The following is a 16,790-nucleotide window of genomic DNA, read 5'->3' on the forward strand; positions in this document are numbered from 1 at the left end:
AGGGGCGCGGGGAACTGCGCGAAGCGGAAGGCACCCAACCGCAAGATCGCGACGCGGGCAATGACCTGCACGTGATCGCGACCTTGCGGACGGGCACGTGGTCGCTCGCGCAGTTCCCCGCGCCCCCGGCTTCACAACCGCGAAGGGCGCCCCCAGCCTCAATGGCCAAGGGCGCCCTTTCGAGTGCGCGTTGCGGAACCGCTAGTTGTCGCCGTCCTCGTCGATCAGGAACCCGCGCATCGGAGCGGGAGCCTGCTGCATCGGCTGCGGAGGCTGCGGCCGCACGGCCGCCATCGGCTGGGTCATCCCGGCCGGCGCCATCGCCCCGTTGGAGCTCGCCGAGGCACCGCCGAACGACGGGGCGCCGGCCGAGCTGCCGAAGGAGCTGCCACCGAAGGACTGGTTCCCGCCGAACGACGGCGTGGACCCGAACGACGGCGCCGAGGAGGACATCGCACCGGCACCGGCGGGCGCCATCGACGAAGCGGCCGGCGGCAGCGACGCGGTGGCGGGGATCCGCGGCGGGGCGAGCGAGTCGTCCGCCTGCGACTCCAGCTGGCGCAGCTGGGTCTCCAGGTAGGACTTCAGGCGCGTGCGGTACTCGCGCTCGAAGGCGCGCAGGTCCTCGACCTTGCGCTCCAGCGTGGCGCGGGCGGACTCCAGCGAGCCCATCGCGACGCGGTGCTTCTCCTGCGCGTCCCGCTCCAGCGCGTCCGCCTTGGCACGGGCGTCGCGCTCCAGGCCCTCAGCGCGGCTGCGGGCCTCGCCGACGATCTTGTTGGCTTCGGACCGGGCCTCGGAGATCGCCTGGTCGGCGGTCTGCTGGGCGAGCGCGAGGACGCGGGCGGCGCTGTCGCCACCGGGGCCCTGCTGCTGCTGCATCGGGTTGCCCATCGGGCCGCCCATCGGCTGCAACTGCTGGCCGCCCATGGGCTGGAGCTGCTGCCCGCCCATGGTCTGGCCCATCTGCTGCTGCTGCATCGGGTTGCCCATCGGCTGCAGCATCTGACCGCCCATCGGCTGGACCAGCTGCTGCTGGCCGCCCATGGTCTGGCCCATCTGCTGCTGCTGCATCGGGTTGCCCATCGGACCGCCCATCGGGCCGCCCTGGCCGGCGGGCAGCTGCGGCGCGCCGGACGGCAGGCCGAGCGGCTGGTTGCCCATCCCCTGCTGGGGACCGGCGAGCTGCTGCGGGCCGCCGAGCTGCTGCGGACCGGGGCCCTGCTGCTGGCCGGGCACCGGCGGTCCGGATATGGCGGCGGGCACCGGAGCACCGGGGCGTCCGCCGTCCTGCGGAGCCTGCTGCTCCTTGCGCATGTTCGCCTGGTTCTGCGCGGCGGCACGCGTGGCGGCCGCCAACTTGGCGCGCAGGTCCTCGTTCTCGCGCAGCAGGCGGGTCAGCTCGGCTTCGACCTCGTCGAGGAAGGCATCGACCTCGTCCTCGTCATAGCCTTCGCGCAGCCGGACGGTCGTGAACTGCTTGTTCCGAACGTCCTCGGGGGTCAATGGCATCTCTTCACCTCAACGTGATCGTCGGACCGGCATCCTGTCGCATCGTTCAGAACGACAGGCGCTGCACGAGCGAGATCAGGACATACACAATGATCATCAGTACGAAGAAGGACAGGTCGAGCGCCACGCCCCCGAGACGCAACGGCGGGATGAATCGCCGAAGAAGCTTGAGTGGCGGATCCGTGACAGTGTACGTGGCCTCCAGCACCACGACCATGGCCTTCCCAGGACGCCACGATCGAGCGAACTGGAAGACCCAGTCCATCACCAGCCTGAAGAGCAGGATCAGCAGGAACACGGTCAGCACCCAATAGAGCACCGAACCGAAGATCCCCATCACTTCTCCCTACTCCCTGACCGGCAGTCCGTCAGTGACGCACTGTCAAACTGATCCACACAGAAAGTCGTGGCCGGGTCAGCTCTGGTTGAAGAACCCACCCTCGGCGATCCGAGCCTTGTCCTCCGCCGTGACATCGACGTTAGCAGGCGACAGGAGGAACACCTTCTGTGTCACGCGCTCGATACTGCCGTGCAGACCGAAGACCAGTCCAGCCGCGAAGTCTACGAGCCGCTTGGCGTCCGTGTCGTCCATCTCGGTCAAATTCATGATCACGGGCGTGCCGCCGCGGAACTGCTCCCCGATCGTACGGGCCTCGTTGTAGGTGCGAGGGTGCAGCGTGGTGATGCGGTAGGACTCTCGTTCGTTGACGACCTTGGGCATGATCACCGGGGTGCTCTTCTCCAGATTGCGGTGGCGCTCGGATGTGATGGACGACACGGGGGCCATGCGCGGCTGCTCCTGGCGGATCGGGACCGCGGCGGGCACCGGCTGGGGCGCGATCTGGGCCACGGGCGCCGGCTGGGCGGGGGCCGCCGGGGCGGGGTTCGAGGACCGCAGATCCTCGGTGCGACCGGTACGGATCGGCTCCGGGTCCGTGTCGTAGTCGTCGTCGGGGTCGTACCCCTGGCTGTCGTAGGTCTCGTCCTCGACCAGGCCGAGATAGACCGCCATTTTGCGCATCGCGCCGGCCATGCTGCTGTCTCCTCCGCTCATGCGCCCACCGTTCGCCTGCGGACGCCGTGATGGTCACGGCCTGTCAGGCCGACGGTCCGTCAGACCGCGGAGGTGTGCGCTCGGATGCGATCCACGGTTTACCAGCAGACGGATCATCTGCTAGGTTCTGTCCTATTTTGTCCTGCAGTCTGATCTACTTACTCGGTGACGTTACCCGAGCGGTGACCGCACTCCGAGTACCGCCGTACCGACGCGTACATGTGTCGCTCCGGCGGCGATCGCCTGCTCCAAATCCCCACTCATCCCTGCCGAAACCATCGTGGCAGCCGGATGCACCGCGCGTACGGCGCTTGCGATTTCCGCGAGGCGCGCGAAGGCGCGCGCGGGGTCGCCCGCCAGCGGACCCGCGAGCGGTGCGACCGTCATCACACCCCGCAGTTGCAGCCCGGGCGTGTCGGCGATCTTTTCGGCCAGTTCGAGCACCTCGGCGGGCGCGACCCCGGCCCGGTGCTCGCCCTCGCCCGCCTCCTTGTCCAGCGCGACCTGCACCAGGCAGCCCAGCGGGGGGCGCTCGGCGTTGCGCACGGCGGCGGCCAGCGAGTCGACCAGGCGCGCGCGGTCCACCGAATGCACCAAGTCGGCATATCGGACCACCGAGCGGGCCTTGTTGGTCTGCAACTGTCCGACGAAGTGCCACGTCAGCGGGAGGTTGACGCAGCGTTCGGCCTTGGGGGCGGCGTCCTGGTCGCGGTTCTCCGCGACGTCGGTGACGCCCAGTCCGGCGAGGAGGGCGGTGTCCTCGGCGGGGTAGGTCTTGGTCACCACGATCAGGGTGACCTCCTCGCGCGGGCGCCCGGCCGCGGCGCAGGCGTCGGCGATCCGCCGCTCGACCACGTCGAGGTTGGCGCCGAGCTCCTCGAAGCGGGCGCGCTGGGCGTCCGTCAGGGCGGCGGCGAAGTCGGCGCGTCCGGGGAACGGACCGAAGATGTCGTTCGTCATGAGAGTGGGGACCCCAGCCAGACGTAGCTCGCGAGTCGACCGGTCCGCTGCTCCCGACGGTAGGAGTAGTGGTCCGGGGATTCCAGGGTGCAGACGGTCGATCGCACCACATCGTGCACGCCCGCCTCGGCGAGTTGGGCGGCGACCCCGGCCGGCACGTCCAGGGCGGGGGTGCCCCAGGAGGTTTCCGACCGGGCGGCCGGGACGAGCGCGGCAACCTCGGCGCGCATCGCCTCCGGCACTTCGTAGCAGCGGCCGCACACGGCGGGGCCGGTGGCGGCGAGGATCCGCTCGGGACGCGCCCCGAGCTCGCGCATCGCGGCGACCACCGCGGGGACCACCCCGGCGGCCAGGCCCGGGCGCCCGGCGTGCGCCGCGCCGATCACGCCGGCCTCGGGGTCCGCCAGCAGCACCGGGGTGCAGTCGGCGGTCAGCACCGCGAGGGCCAGCGGCCGGTCGGTGACCACGGCGTCCACCGTCGGGGCGTACCCGGCGGGCTGGCGCTCCGTCACCACCGCGACGTCCGCGCCGTGCACCTGGTTCATCCAGACCACATCGGCCGGATCCAGTCCCAGCTCGCGGGCGGCGAAGAAACGGTTCTGCTGCACAGCTTCGGGCGAATCGCCCACCGCGCCGCCGAGGTTGAGCTCCCCGTACGGCGCGGTGCTCACCCCGCCCCACCGGGTGGTGGAGGCGAAGTGAGCACCGTGGCGAGAGGCCGTTTCGATCACTTCAGGAAATCCGGCACGTCGAGCTCCTCGGCGGGGCTCTCGACGTACGGCTGGCGCACCGGCTGCACCTGCGGCGGCACCGGCGGGGCGGTGGTCACCGGCACCGGGGCCTCGGACGGGCGGCTCGGCTCCTCGGAGCGGGTGACCGAGCCGATCGAACCGTAGGACGGGCGGGTCGCCGGACGCTCCGGGGCGGACGAGGAGCTGCTCGACGCCGAGCTGGACGTCGACTTCACCACCGGCTCGCGGACGATGGCCGGCGGCTGCCCGCCGTCGAAGCCCGCCGCGATCACGGTGACCCGGACCTCGTCGCCGAGCGCGTCGTCGATGACCGCGCCGAAGATGATGTTCGCCTCGGGGTGGGCCGCCTCGCTGACCAGCTGGGCCGCCTCGTTGATCTCGAACAGGCCGAGGTCGGAGCCGCCCGAGATGGACAGCAGCACACCGCGGGCGCCGTCGATCGAGGCCTCCAGCAGCGGCGAGGAGATCGCCATCACGGCGGCGGCCTTGGCGCGGTCCTCGCCGCGCGCCGAGCCGATCCCCATCAGCGCCGAACCGGCGTCCGACATCACCGACTTGACGTCGGCGAAGTCCAGGTTGATCAGACCCGGGGTGGTGATCAGGTCGGTGATGCCCTGCACGCCGGAGAGCAGCACCTGGTCGGCGGAGCGGAACGCGTCCAGCACCGAGACCTGGCGGTCGGAGATCGACAGCAGGCGGTCGTTGGGGATCACGATCAGGGTGTCGACCTGCTCGCGCAGCGAGGCGATGCCGTCCTCGGCCTGGTTGGCGCGACGGCGGCCCTCGAAGGTGAACGGGCGGGTGACCACGCCGATGGTGAGCGCGCCGAGCGAGCGGGCGATGTTGGCCACCACCGGCGCGCCGCCGGTGCCGGTGCCGCCGCCCTCGCCGGCCGTCACGAAGACCATGTCGGCCCCCTTGAGGACCTCCTCGATCTCCTCGCGGTGGTCCTCCGCGGCCTTCCGGCCGACCTCCGGGTTCGCGCCGGCGCCGAGGCCGCGGGTGAGCTCCCGGCCGACGTCGAGCTTCACATCGGCGTCGCTCATCAGGAGCGCCTGCGCATCGGTGTTGATCGCGATGAACTCGACGCCCTTGAGCCCGACCTCGATCATCCGGTTGATGGCGTTGACTCCGCCGCCACCGATGCCGACGACCTTGATGACCGCGAGGTAATTCTGGGGTGCTGCCACGTCGGGGCCTCTCGCCTCGAATTTCCGGGTCGGCTCCCCTGGATACGAAGGCCGACGGATGTCGATGGGTGGGAAGCGCGTGGTTCCAACCCGAACCCTAAACTTGAGGTTGAGGGTTACCGCTGTGCCGGTGTCAGTTCATTGTCGAGCACAGCTCGTTGACACAGGACAGTAGGTCGCAACCAGCGCGTGTTTCAACGAACACGCCGAGCTTCCCTTTTTCTTTTGAGCCTATGTGATCATCGACCCCCCGGTGAAACCGGGGTGACCACCAAGGGTCGGACCGGAGCCTCGGCTCCGTCAATACCTCCCCCAGGCACAGAACTTACCGGATCAGCCGGACACCGCCGGGGCATCCGGCGCACTCACGTCGTAATTCGACGCCTTCCGGCCGAGCAGCGCCGTCAACACCCGGGCCTTGCGCGGAGTGTCCTCGGCGCTGCCCCAGCGGACCGTTGCGCCGGAGGCGAGTTGGAGCCGGATGTCGTCGTAGGAATAGACCGTGAGCGAACCGGCCTGCTTGGCCACGTCCGGCGGAAGGCCGGCGGCCACGGTGATGGCCGAACGGACCAGGGCGGGGCGGTCGATGACGGGCAGCGCGTCGTTCGCCGGGCCGCCGAGCTGGAGCGCCACCACGGGGACGCCGGACGGGGGTTGCGGCTCGGTGGCGAACTCCACACCCTCCGCGTCGACCTGGACGAACCGGCCGTCGTCGGCACGGATCGCGGCCACCGGTCGACGCTCCGTCACCTTGATCCGCAGGGTGTGCGGCCAGCCGCGCCACACCTCGACCCGGGCCACCCTGGGCACCTGGCCGACGAGTTGGCGGGCGCGGTCCAGATCGACCCGGGCCAGCGGGCCGCGGGCGGTCGGGCCGAGCGCCCGCTCCACCTCGTCCTGGCTCAACTGCCCGGAGTCCAGGCCCTGGACGGCGATCCGGCGGACGTCCAGGGCGGAGGAGAAGAACACCGTCCAGCCGAGGCCGCCGAGCACCAGGGCGCCCAGCGCCACCAGTACCAGCACGCCCCGGCGGGACAGCCGGAGCCGGGGCGGACGGGTCTCGTCGCCGTCCTCCCCGAACTCCTCCTCGTAGTCCTCGTCAGCCACGGCGGCGGCCGCCGCGGGCGGCCTCGATCGCCTCGTACACCATCTGCACCAGCAGGTCGTCCGCGTCCCGGCGGCCGAACTCGGCGGCGGAACGCGACATTTCCCACAGCTTCGCCGGGTCGGTGAGCACCGGCAGCACGTTCTTCAGCACCCACTCCGGGGTCAACTCGGCGTCGTCCACCAGCAGACCGCCGCCGGCCTTCACCATCGGCTGGGCGTTCAGGCGCTGTTCGCCGTTGCCGATCGGCAGCGGCACGAACGCGGCCGGCAGCCCGACCGCGGCGAGCTCGGCGACCGTCATCGCGCCGGCCCGGCAGAGCATCATGTCGGCGGCGGCGTACGCCAGGTCCATCCGGTCCAGGTACGGCACCGCGCGGTACGGCGGCATGCCCGGGATGTCGTCGATGGTCGGCAGCTCGTTCTTCGGGCCGACCGCGTGCAGGATCTGCACGCCGTACTGCTGGAGCCGGGGCGCGATCGCCTGCACGGTCTCGTTCAGCCGGCGGGCGCCCTGCGAGCCGCCGGACACCAGCAGGGTGGGCAGGCGCTGGTCCAGGCCGAAGTAGTGCCGGGCCTCCGGGCGGACGGTGCCGCGGTCCAGGGTGGCGATGGTGCGGCGCAGCGGGATGCCGATGTAGCGCGAGTCGCGCAGCTTGGAGTCGGGCGTGGAGACCGCGACGAAGTCGCTGTAGCGGGCGCCGATCTTGTTGGCCAGGCCGGGGCGGGCGTTGGCCTCGTGCACCACGATCGGCACGCCGGCGCGCTTGGCGGCCAGGTAGGCGGGCATCGCCACGTAGCCGCCGAAGCCGACCACGGCATCGGCGTTGACCCGCTCGATGACCTCCTGGGCGGCCCGCACGGTGCCGCGCAGCCGGCCCGGGACGGTGATCAGCTCGGGGGTGGGCTTGCGCGGCAGCGGCACGGCCGGGATCAGCGCCAGCTCGTAGCCGCGCTCCGGGACCAGTCGGGTCTCCAGGCCGCGCTCGGTGCCGAGCGCGGTGATCCCGACGGACGGGTCGTGCCTGCGCAGCGCGTCCGCGAGCGCCATGGCCGGCTCGATGTGACCGGCGGTCCCGCCGCCGGCGAGTACGACATGCACCGAAATTCACCGCTCCCTGCGCGTCGGCCCGGAGGCCTTGCGCGCTGTGGTTCTCCTACCTGGCACCACCCGGTCCAGGACGGACCCGAACCGGGAGTTGGCCCCTTTACGCCATCGGCGGGGCCGGGCAGCCAGCGCTGCCTTCGCCGCCGGGGTGCTGCGCGCGAAGCACAGCAGCAGCCCGATGGCGCACATGGCCGACAGCATCGCGGATCCACCGTACGAGAACAGCGGCAGCGGGACGCCCGCGATGGGCAGGAGTCCCAGCGCCGACCCCAGGTTGACCACGGCCTGAGCCATGATCCACGTGGTGGCGGCGCCCGCCGCGTACCGGACGAACGGGTCCGTGGTGCCGAGAGCCACACGGATACCCGCGTAGCCTAGTGCCGCGAAGAGCGCGAGCACGGACAGCGTCCCCACCAGGCCGAGTTCCTCGCCGGTGGCGGCGAAGATGAAGTCGGTGTGCGCCTCCGGGAGTTGCCCCCACTTCTCGACGCCCGCGCCCAGTCCGGATCCGAACGGTCCGCCCGCGGCCAGCGCGTACAGTCCGTGCAGCGCCTGGAAGCAGTCCATGTTGGGGTCCGGCTTGGTGACGCCGACGCAGGAGAGCCGGCCGAGGCGGTGCGGCACCGTGATGATCAGCGCGGTGCACGCGACCACCGCGATGCCGAGGGTGGCGGCGAACAGCCGGAGCGGCGCGCCGACCATCCAGAGCAGGCCGAAGAGCATCGCGACCAGCACCATCGTGGTGCCCATGTCGCCGCCCAGCATGATCAGCATCATCAGCACGACGGTGCCGGGCACCAGCGGGACCAGCAGGTGCTTCCACTGGTTGAGCATGTGGTTGCGCTGCTTGCGGGCCAGCAGGTCGGCCGCCCACAGCAGCAGCGCGAGCTTGGCGAACTCGGACGGCTGGATCTGGAAGAAGCCCAGGCTGATCCAGTTCCGGTTGCCGTTGATCCGCACCCCGATGCCCGGCACGGCCACCAGCACCAACGCGGCCACCACCCCGAGCAGCAGCGGGTACGCGGCCTTGCGCACCGCACTGACCGGGGCCCTGGTCAGCACCACGGCGATCGCCCCGCCCAGCAGCAGGGCGATCAGCTGCTTGCGGAAGAAGAACGTCATCGGCAGCCCGAAGTCCACCACCACGCTCTGCGAGGCGGAGAACACCATCACCAGCCCGAGCACCACCAGCAGCAGCGCCGAACCGAGGATCAGGTAGTACGGCGTCAGCGGGCGGGCCATCAGGTACCCGAACCGCTCACGCGCCGCGCGCAGCCTCGCAACAGGGCCCTCGGACTTGAAGGTGGTCGTGGTCGCCGAGACCAGCCGTAGGCGCGGCTTCTCGCTGGGCGGCACGTCCGTCTCCTTCACCATTTCGGGCCACCAAACAGGGGCGCGGGGAACTGCGCGAAGCGGAAGGCACCCCGTCCGCAAGATCGCGACGCAGGGCAATGACCTGCACGTGACCGCGATCTCGCGGAGGTGGTCTGCGCTGGTCGCGTAGTTCTCCCCCAGCCCTGGCGGGCCGGGCGGTACCCCCACGCGCCCCTGGGTTTCCCTACAGCGCTCGAACTGCTGCCGCGAACATGTCCCCGCGCTCACCGTAGTTGGTGAACATGTCCATCGACGCGCAGGCGGGTGCCAGCAGGACGGTGTCGCCCTTGTGCGCGGCGGCCGCCGCCACCCGGACGATCTCGGCCATCGCGTCCGCGCCAGTCTTCCCCGGTGCGGGTTCGAACACGGGTACCTCCGGGGCGTGTCGCGCCAGCGCCTCGCGGATCAGCTGCCGGTCCTGGCCGATGAGCACCGCGGCCCGCAGCCGGGGCGCCGCCTCGGCGACCAGCTCGTCGAAGGTCGCGCCCTTGGCGAGGCCGCCGGCGATCCACACCACGGGGCGGAACGCGGCCAGCGAGGCCGCCGTCGCGTGGGTGTTGGTGGCCTTGGAGTCGTCCACGTAGGTGACGCCGTCGATCTCGGCGACGCGCGCGATCCGGTGGGCGTCGGGTGTGAAGGCCCGCAGGCCGTCGCGGACGGCCTTGGCGTCGACGCCGTACGCCCGGGCCAGCGCCGCCGCCGCGAGGGCGTTGGCGATGTTGTGCGGGGCGGGCGAGGAGATGTCGGCGACGGCCCCGATCTCGGCGGCGGCCCGGTCCCGGTCGGGGACGAAGGCACGGTCGACGAGCAGGCCGTCCACGACGCCGAAGTTGGAGACGGCGGGGGCGTCGAGGCCGAAGCCGATCGCCCGGCAGCCCTCCTCGACGTCGGCCTCGCGGACCAGCGCCTCGGTGGCGGGGTCGGCCAGGTTGTAGACGCAGGCGACCTGGTTGCCCTGGTAGATCCGGCCCTTGTCGGCGGCGTAGGCGTCCATCGAGCCGTGCCAGTCGAGGTGGTCGGGAGCCAGGTTGAGCACGGCGCCGGAGTGGACGCGCAGCGAGGGCGCCCAGTGCAGCTGGTAGCTGGAGAGCTCGACGGCGAGGACGTCGTAGGGCTCCTCGGCGAGCACCGCGTCCAGCACCGAGACGCCGACGTTGCCGACGGCGGCGGTGCGCCTGCCGGCGGCGGTCAGGATGGACGCCAGCATCTGGACGGTGGTGGTCTTGCCGTTGGTGCCGGTGACGGCCAGCCAGGGGGCGGGCTCGCCGGTCGCGGGGTGCGGGGTGCGCAGCCGCCAGGCGAGTTCGACGTCGCCCCAGACGGGGACGCCGGCCTGCTCGGCGGCGGCGAACAGCGGGCTGTCGGGGGCCCAGCCGGGCGAGGTGACGATCAGCCGGGTGCCCTCGGGCAGGCTCGCGCCGTCGCCGAGGCGGACGGCGGGGCCCTGCGCGGTGAGGGCGGCGGCCTTGGCCTCCAGCGCGGGGCCGGTGCCGCCGTCCACCACGGTGACCTGCGCCCCGAGTCCGTGCAGGACCCGGGCGGCGCTGACCCCGGAGAGGCCGAGTCCCGCGACGACGACCGGCAGGCCGGCCCACTCCGGGTTGATCATCCGGTCACCCATCCCGCGTAGAAGAGTCCGAGTCCGACGGCGACGCACAGGCCCTGGATGATCCAGAACCGGACCACGATCAGGACTTCGCTCCAGCCCTTCAGTTCGAAGTGGTGCTGGAGCGGCGCCATCTTGAAAACGCGCTTGCCGGTCATCCGGAACGAGCCGACCTGGATGATCACCGAAAGGGTGATGATCACGAACAGGCCGCCGAGGATGGCGAGCAGCAGCTCGGTGCGGGAGACGATGGCCAGGCCGGCCAGCGCGCCGCCGAGCGCGAGCGAGCCGGTGTCGCCCATGAAGATCTTGGCGGGCGAGGTGTTCCACCACAGGAAGCCGAAGCAGGAGCCCATCAGGGCGGCGGCGACCACCGCGAGGTCCAGCGGGTCGCGGACGTCGTAGCAGTTCGCAGTGGCCGTGATCGCGTAGGCGCAGCTCTGGGTGTGCTCCCACAGGCCGATGAAGGTGTAGGCGCCGAAGACCATCACCGAGGCGCCGGTGGCCAGGCCGTCCAGACCGTCCGTCAGGTTCACGCCGTTCGACATCGCGGCGATCATGAAGTAGGCGAACAGGACGAACAGCACCGGGCCGATCGTCCACTGGAAGTCCCGCACGAAGGACAGGCTCTCGGAGGCCGGGGTCTTCTGCCGGCTGTCCTCGAACTGGAGCGCCAGGACGGCGAAGGCGAGTGCGACGAAGGACTGGCCGAGCAGCTTCGCCTTGGCCCGCAGGCCCAGCGAGCGGCGCTTGACCACCTTGATGTAGTCGTCCAGGAAGCCGACCAGGCCCAGGCCGGTGGTCAGGAACAGCACCAGCAGGCCGGAGGCGGTGGGCGACTCGCCCGTTATCGCCTTGGTGGCGAAGTAGGCGATCAGGGTGGCCAGGATGAAGGCGATGCCGCCCATGGTGGGCGTGCCCTTCTTGCTGTGGTGCGCCTTGGGGCCGTCGTCACGGATGTACTGGCCGTAGCCGTGCCGGGCGAGCAGCTTGATCAGCGCGGGGGTGCCGAGCAGGGTCAGCACCAGGCCGATCATGCCGGCGAAGAGGATCTGCTTCACTTCGCGGCACCGTCCGCGAGCAGTGCGTCGGCGACCTTCTCCAGGCCCACCGAACGGGATGCCTTCACCAGGACCACGTCCCCCGGCCGCACTTGACTGCGCAGCAGCTCGATCGCCGCGTCCGCGTCGGACACCAGCACCGACTCCTCACCCCACGAACCTTCGTTCCTCGCGCCCAGTTCCATCCGGGCCGCCTCTCGTCCGCCGACCGCCACCAGCTTGGTGATGTCGAGGCGGACGGCGAGCCGCCCGATGGCGTCGTGCTCGTCGAAGCTGTCCTCGCCGAGCTCCCGCATCTCGCCGAGCACCGCCCAGGTGCGGCGGCGCTCCGGGCCCGTGCCCGCCATCGTCGCCAGGGCCCGCAGCGCGGCCCGCATGGACTCCGGGTTCGCGTTGTAGGCGTCGTTGACGACGGTCAGGCCATCGGCCCGGTCGACCACCTCCATGCGCCAACGGGACAGCGCACCGGCTTCGCCGAGTGCCTCGGCGACGCGGTCGACGGGCATCCCGAGCTCCACCGCCACCGCTGCGGCGGCGAGGGCGTTCGAGACGTGGTGCTCACCGTACAGGCGCAGCTGCACGGGTGCGGAACCGGCCGGGGTGCTGAGCGTGAAGCGTGGCCGTCCGGTGGCGTCCAGGCGAACGTCGGTGGCCCGGACGTGGGCGTCCTGGGATTCGCCGAACAGCACCACGCGGGCCTTGGTGCGGCTGCTCATGGCGCGCACCAGCGGGTCGTCGGCGTTCAGCACGGCGACGCCGTCGGCGGACAGCGCCTCGACCATCTCGCCCTTGGCGGCGGCGATGCCCTCCTTGGAGCCGAACTCGCCGAGGTGCGCGGTGCCGATGTTCAGCACCAGGCCGACGGTGGGCGGGGTGATGCCGGTCAGGTACTCGATGTCGCCCTTGTGCCGGGCGCCCATCTCCATCACCAGGTGACGGGTGGTGGGGGCGACCTGGAGGGCCGTCAGCGGGTGGCCGATCTCGTTGTTGTGCGAGCCGGCCGGGAAGACCGTCTCGCCGTGCTTGGCGAGCAGTTGGCCGATCAGGTCCTTGGTGGAGGTCTTGCCGGCCGAACCGGTCAGGCCGACGATCCGGACGTCGGTGGCGCGGGCGACCACGGCGCGGGCGAGCCGGCCGAGCGCCACGACCACGTCGTCGACCAGGATCGCGGGCACGCCGACCGGGCGGGTGGCGAGCACCGCGACGGCGCCGTCGGCGACCGCCTTGGCGGCGAAGTCGTGGCCGTCGACGCGTTCGCCGAGCACGCACACGAACAGGCCGCCGGCCTCGATCCGCCGGTTGTCGGTGACCACCGCGCCGGTGATCAGCGCGTCCGGGTCGGCCGCGTCCAGGGTGCCGTCGACCGCTTTCGCGGCCTCGGCCAGGGTCAGAGCGATCACCGGTCTACCTCCATGAGCTGCTCCATCGCGCTCCGCAGCACCTCGCGGTCGTCGAACGGGCGGACCTCGCCCTTCACGTACTGCCCGAGCTCGTGGCCCTTGCCGGCCACCAGCACGGTGTCCCCCGCGTGCGCCCGGCCGACGGCCAGCGCGATCGCCTCGGCGCGGTCGGGAACGGCGAGCACCTCGCCGCGCTCCTCCTCGGGCACCTCGGCGGCCCCGCCCAGCATGGTGGACAGGATCGCCAGGGCGTCCTCGGAGCGCGGGTTGTCGCTGGTCAGCACGGCGGTGTCGGCGAGCCGGGCGGCGATCGCCCCCATCGGGCCGCGCTTGTACGGGTCGCGGTCGCCGCCGCAGCCGACGACGACGTGCAGCCGGCCCTTGGTGACCTCGCGCAGCGAGGCGAGGACGGCGCTGAGCGCGTCCGGCTTGTGCGCGTAGTCGACGACGGCGACGAACGCCTGCCCGGCGTCGACCTTCTCCAGCCGGCCGGGCACGCCCGGGACCTGCGCCACACCGGCGACCGCGGCGTCCAGGTCGATGCCGGCGGTGACCAGCGCGGTGATCGCGCCGAGCGCGTTGGCGACGTTGAACGGGCCGGGCAGCGGCACCGAGGCCGCGGCGCGGGCGCCGTCCGGGCCGAGCACGGTGAAGGTGGAGCCGGCCGGGCCGAGCTGGACGTCGACGGCGCGCCAGTCGGCGGCCGGGTCGCCCGCGGCGGAGAAGGTCACCATCGGGATCCGGGCCTCGCCGGCCAGCCGGCGGCCGTAGGAGTCGTCGCGGTTGGCGACGCCGAGCCGGGCCTTGCCGGGCTCGAACAGCCGGGCCTTGGCCCGGTAGTAGTCCTCCATGTCGGGGTGGAAGTCGAGGTGTTCCGGCGTCAGGTTGTTGAACAGCGCGACGTCGTAGGCCACGCCGTCGGTGCGGCCGTACACCAGCGCGTGGCTGGAGACCTCCATGACCACCGAGTCGGCGCCGGACTCGTGCATCACGGCGAGCACCGCGTGCAGGTCGGTGGCCTCGGGGGTGGTGCGCTCGGACTTGATCCGCTCCGCGCCGACCCGCATCTCGACGGTGCCGATCACGCCGGGCAGCCGGCCCGCCCCGCGCAGGCCGCCCTCGACCAGGTACGAGGTGGTGGTCTTGCCGTTGGTGCCGGTCAGGCCGATCATCAGCATCCGCGTCGCGGCGGCCCCGTAGACCGCCGCGGCGAGCTCGCCCATCACCGCGCGGGGGCTGTCCACCACCAGCAGCGGCACGCCCGCGTCGGCGGCCAGCTCCGCGCCGGCGGCGTCGGTGAGCACCGCGACCGCGCCGGAGGCCACCGCGCCCGCGGCGAACGCCGCGCCGTGGTGGTTGGCGCCCGGGAAGGCCACGTACACGTCGCCGGGGCGCACCGCCCGGGAGTCGTGGGTGATGCCGGTGACGGCCGGGCCGTCGAGGGGCGGCAGCCCGAGCAGCCGGGCCGCCTCGGCGAGGGGCAGCGCCGCGGTGCGGCTCGGACGGGGGGGACTCGCGGAGATTTGATCGGATTTCGGCACGGCCGGAAGGCTATCGGCCCCATGCCCCCCGGGGCCAAACCGGGTCCCGTCGACCGTGACGCTGCTCACATCGCGTCCGTCGGCCGCGGCGCGCCGCGAAGTGTCGGGGGTGTCGCTCATCTCAGGGCTTCCAGTCGACGGGCAGGTTCGGCGCCTCGCTGCCGCTCGGCGGGACCTGGAGGGTCTTCAGGGTGAACTCCATCACCTGCTTGAACACGGGCCCGCACAGCTGCCCGCCGAAGTGCCCGTTGACCGGGGCCTGGATGACGCAGGAGACGGTCACCTTGGGCTGGTCGGCGGGCGCGAAGCCGATGAAGGAGGCGGTGTACCCGGAGTACTTGCCGGACTTCGGGTCCACCCGGTCGGCGGTGCCGGTCTTGCCGGCCACCCGGTAGCCCGGGATCTGCGCCTTGGTGCCGGTGCCCTGCTCGTCGGTGACGACGGACTCCAGCATCTCGGTCAGCGTCTTCGCGGTCGATTCCGTCACCACCCGGCTCTGCTCCCCGGCCGGCGCGGGCGTGTACCGCCCGTCCGGCCCGGTGGTGCCGGCCAGCAGGCTGGGGGCGACCCGGACGCCGCCGTTGGCGATGGTGGAGAACACCGAGGTGGCCTGCAGGGCGTTCACCGACAGGCCCTGGCCGAACGGGATGGTGTACTGCTGCGAGCCGTTCCAGTCCTCCGGCTTGGCCAGGATGCCGCGGGTCTCGCCGGGGAAGCCCAGCCCGGTGGGCCGGCCGATGCCGAACTTGTCGAGGTACCCGGCGAGCACCTTGTTGGCCTCGGCCTGGGTGGGGCCGAGGTGTTCGGCGGCCTCGATGGTGCCGATGTTGGACGACTTGGCGAGCACCCCGGCCAGCGTCAGGTACCAGGTCTCGTGGTCGATGTCGTCGTGGAAGACCCGGTCGGAGCGCTGCAGGGTGTTGGGCACCGTGACGTGGGTGTCCCAGTTCGCGGCGCCGGTGTCCAGCACGGCCGCCATGGTCATCAGCTTGGCGGTGGAGCCCGGCTCGTAGGCGTCCTGGAGGGCCGGGTTGCCGATCTGGTCGGCGCGGGCGGAGGACAGGTCGTTCGGGTTGAAGCCCGGCGAGGTGGCCATCGCCAGCACCTGACCGGACTTCACGTCCTGGACTATGACGTAGCCCTTCTCCGCCCCGGCGTTGGACACCTGGTCGGTGATGGCGCGCTGGGCCGCCCACTGGATGTCGGGGTTCAGCGTCAGCCGCAGGTCGCTGCCGGGCACCGCGTCCTGCCGGCTGCCGCCGGCGGTGGCGACCCGGCGGCCGCCGGCCGAGGCGTAGGTCGAGTAGCCGTTCTCGCCCGCCAGCTGCTGCTGGTACTGGAGTTCCAGGCCGCCGGTGCCGGTGCCCTCGGCGTTGACGAAGCCGACCAGGTTGGCGGCCAGCCCGTTCGCCGGGTAGCTGCGCCGGGTCGACTGCTCCCAGAACACGCCGGCCAGCGGGTTGGCGCAGGCGGCGTCGAGGAACTGCCGGCCGCCCTTCTCGGCGGGCTTGCCGAGCATCTCGCGCTGGCCCCGGCAGGCCTTGGTGTCGGTCTGCTTGGTCAGCGCGGACTTCAGGTCGGCGATCTGCACCTTGGTCCGCGGGTCCTGACGGGCGGCCAGCAGCGCGTACTGGCTCTTCGGGTTCTTCGCGTTCAGGTGCAGCGCCGCCGCCAGCTTCTCCTTCGGCTGGCCGAGGATCGGCGCGAGCAGCGCGGCGGCCTGCTCGGGGGCGTCCGGCAGGTGGATCGCCTCGGGGGTGAACATGGTCGGGTCGGCGGTGATGTCGTACGCGTCCACGCTGGTGGCCAGTACGGTGCCGTCGGCGGCGGTGATCGAGCCGCGCTCGGCGGGCAGCGTCACCCGCACGTACTTGTTGGCCCCGGCGCCGGCCGCCAGCGCGTCGGAGTCCAGCAGCTGGAGCTGCACCAGGCGGCCCGCGAAGATCACGAACACCAGGCCCAGACAGGCCGTCACCAGCCGCAGCCTGCGCCGGGGGTCGGCCAGTCTGATGGTGCGCGGCCCGGGTGCCGGGCGGCGCGGCGAGGACGGGTCGTCGTCGGCCAGCAGCGCGTCCAGCACCAGCGGGTACAGCCGGTGCGCGGCCTCCCGCTCCGCCGTCAGCCGCCG

General features: G+C 71.9%; 14 protein-coding genes. All 14 read right to left on the minus strand.

Features of this window, described 5'->3' with window-relative positions:
- Positions 1–201 precede the first annotated feature (201 nt).
- The 14 genes from ACWEMJ_RS31035 to ACWEMJ_RS31100 all read right to left on the minus strand — a co-directional run bounded on the left by ACWEMJ_RS31035 (position 202) and on the right by ACWEMJ_RS31100 (position 16,739).
- Positions 202–1,512: a DivIVA domain-containing protein gene (locus ACWEMJ_RS31035; RefSeq protein ID WP_452140457.1), complete on the minus strand. Its 1,311-nt coding sequence runs from the start codon at positions 1,510–1,512 to the stop codon at positions 202–204.
- Between the two features lie 46 nt (positions 1,513–1,558).
- On the minus strand, positions 1,559–1,849 hold the full coding sequence (locus tag ACWEMJ_RS31040; RefSeq protein ID WP_033216891.1) for a YggT family protein: 291 nt from the start codon (positions 1,847–1,849) through the stop codon (positions 1,559–1,561).
- 78 nt (positions 1,850–1,927) lie between these two features.
- Positions 1,928–2,545, minus strand: a complete 618-nt coding sequence (locus ACWEMJ_RS31045) for a cell division protein SepF (RefSeq protein WP_452140458.1) — start codon at positions 2,543–2,545, stop codon at positions 1,928–1,930.
- A 192-nt stretch (positions 2,546–2,737) separates the two neighbouring features.
- The gene (locus tag ACWEMJ_RS31050) at positions 2,738–3,526 is read right to left on the minus strand and encodes a YggS family pyridoxal phosphate-dependent enzyme (protein ID WP_452140459.1); all 789 of its coding nucleotides are present in this window, start codon (positions 3,524–3,526) and stop codon (positions 2,738–2,740) included.
- On the minus strand, positions 3,523–4,257 hold the full coding sequence (pgeF, locus tag ACWEMJ_RS31055) for a peptidoglycan editing factor PgeF (protein ID WP_452140460.1): 735 nt from the start codon (positions 4,255–4,257) through the stop codon (positions 3,523–3,525). Before pgeF ends, ACWEMJ_RS31050 begins: the two co-directional genes overlap by 4 nt.
- On the minus strand, positions 4,254–5,468 hold the full coding sequence (gene ftsZ, locus ACWEMJ_RS31060; protein WP_452140461.1) for a cell division protein FtsZ: 1,215 nt from the start codon (positions 5,466–5,468) through the stop codon (positions 4,254–4,256). Before ftsZ ends, pgeF begins: the two co-directional genes overlap by 4 nt.
- Positions 5,469–5,801: 333 nt before the next feature.
- A complete protein-coding gene (locus ACWEMJ_RS31065; protein ID WP_452140462.1) occupies positions 5,802–6,575 on the minus strand; it encodes a cell division protein FtsQ/DivIB in 774 nt (257 codons plus the stop codon).
- Positions 6,568–7,674, minus strand: coding sequence for an undecaprenyldiphospho-muramoylpentapeptide beta-N-acetylglucosaminyltransferase (gene murG, locus ACWEMJ_RS31070; RefSeq protein ID WP_452140463.1), 1,107 nt, complete (start codon positions 7,672–7,674; stop codon positions 6,568–6,570). The genes ACWEMJ_RS31065 and murG overlap by 8 nt, the downstream gene beginning before the upstream one ends.
- A gap of 6 nt (positions 7,675–7,680) precedes the next feature.
- Positions 7,681–9,054 carry a putative lipid II flippase FtsW gene (gene ftsW / locus ACWEMJ_RS31075; RefSeq protein WP_452140464.1) on the minus strand — a complete coding sequence of 458 codons (1,374 nt, stop codon included), beginning with the start codon at positions 9,052–9,054 and terminating at the stop codon, positions 7,681–7,683.
- A gap of 184 nt (positions 9,055–9,238) precedes the next feature.
- Positions 9,239–10,675 carry a UDP-N-acetylmuramoyl-L-alanine--D-glutamate ligase gene (gene murD / locus ACWEMJ_RS31080; RefSeq protein ID WP_452140465.1) on the minus strand — a complete coding sequence of 479 codons (1,437 nt, stop codon included), beginning with the start codon at positions 10,673–10,675 and terminating at the stop codon, positions 9,239–9,241.
- Positions 10,660–11,721, minus strand: coding sequence for a phospho-N-acetylmuramoyl-pentapeptide-transferase (mraY, locus tag ACWEMJ_RS31085; protein WP_452140466.1), 1,062 nt, complete (start codon positions 11,719–11,721; stop codon positions 10,660–10,662). The genes murD and mraY overlap by 16 nt, the downstream gene beginning before the upstream one ends.
- Entirely contained in the window at positions 11,718–13,121 is a 1,404-nt protein-coding gene (locus tag ACWEMJ_RS31090) for a UDP-N-acetylmuramoyl-tripeptide--D-alanyl-D-alanine ligase (RefSeq protein WP_452140467.1), read from the minus strand. Before ACWEMJ_RS31090 ends, mraY begins: the two co-directional genes overlap by 4 nt.
- The gene (locus ACWEMJ_RS31095) at positions 13,118–14,662 is read right to left on the minus strand and encodes a UDP-N-acetylmuramoyl-L-alanyl-D-glutamate--2,6-diaminopimelate ligase (protein ID WP_452140468.1); all 1,545 of its coding nucleotides are present in this window, start codon (positions 14,660–14,662) and stop codon (positions 13,118–13,120) included. Before ACWEMJ_RS31095 ends, ACWEMJ_RS31090 begins: the two co-directional genes overlap by 4 nt.
- A gap of 121 nt (positions 14,663–14,783) precedes the next feature.
- Positions 14,784–16,739, minus strand: a complete 1,956-nt coding sequence (locus ACWEMJ_RS31100; RefSeq protein ID WP_452140469.1) for a peptidoglycan D,D-transpeptidase FtsI family protein — start codon at positions 16,737–16,739, stop codon at positions 14,784–14,786.
- Positions 16,740–16,790: the final 51 nt, after the last annotated feature.

This window comes from Kitasatospora sp. NPDC004531 (assembly GCF_053602195.1).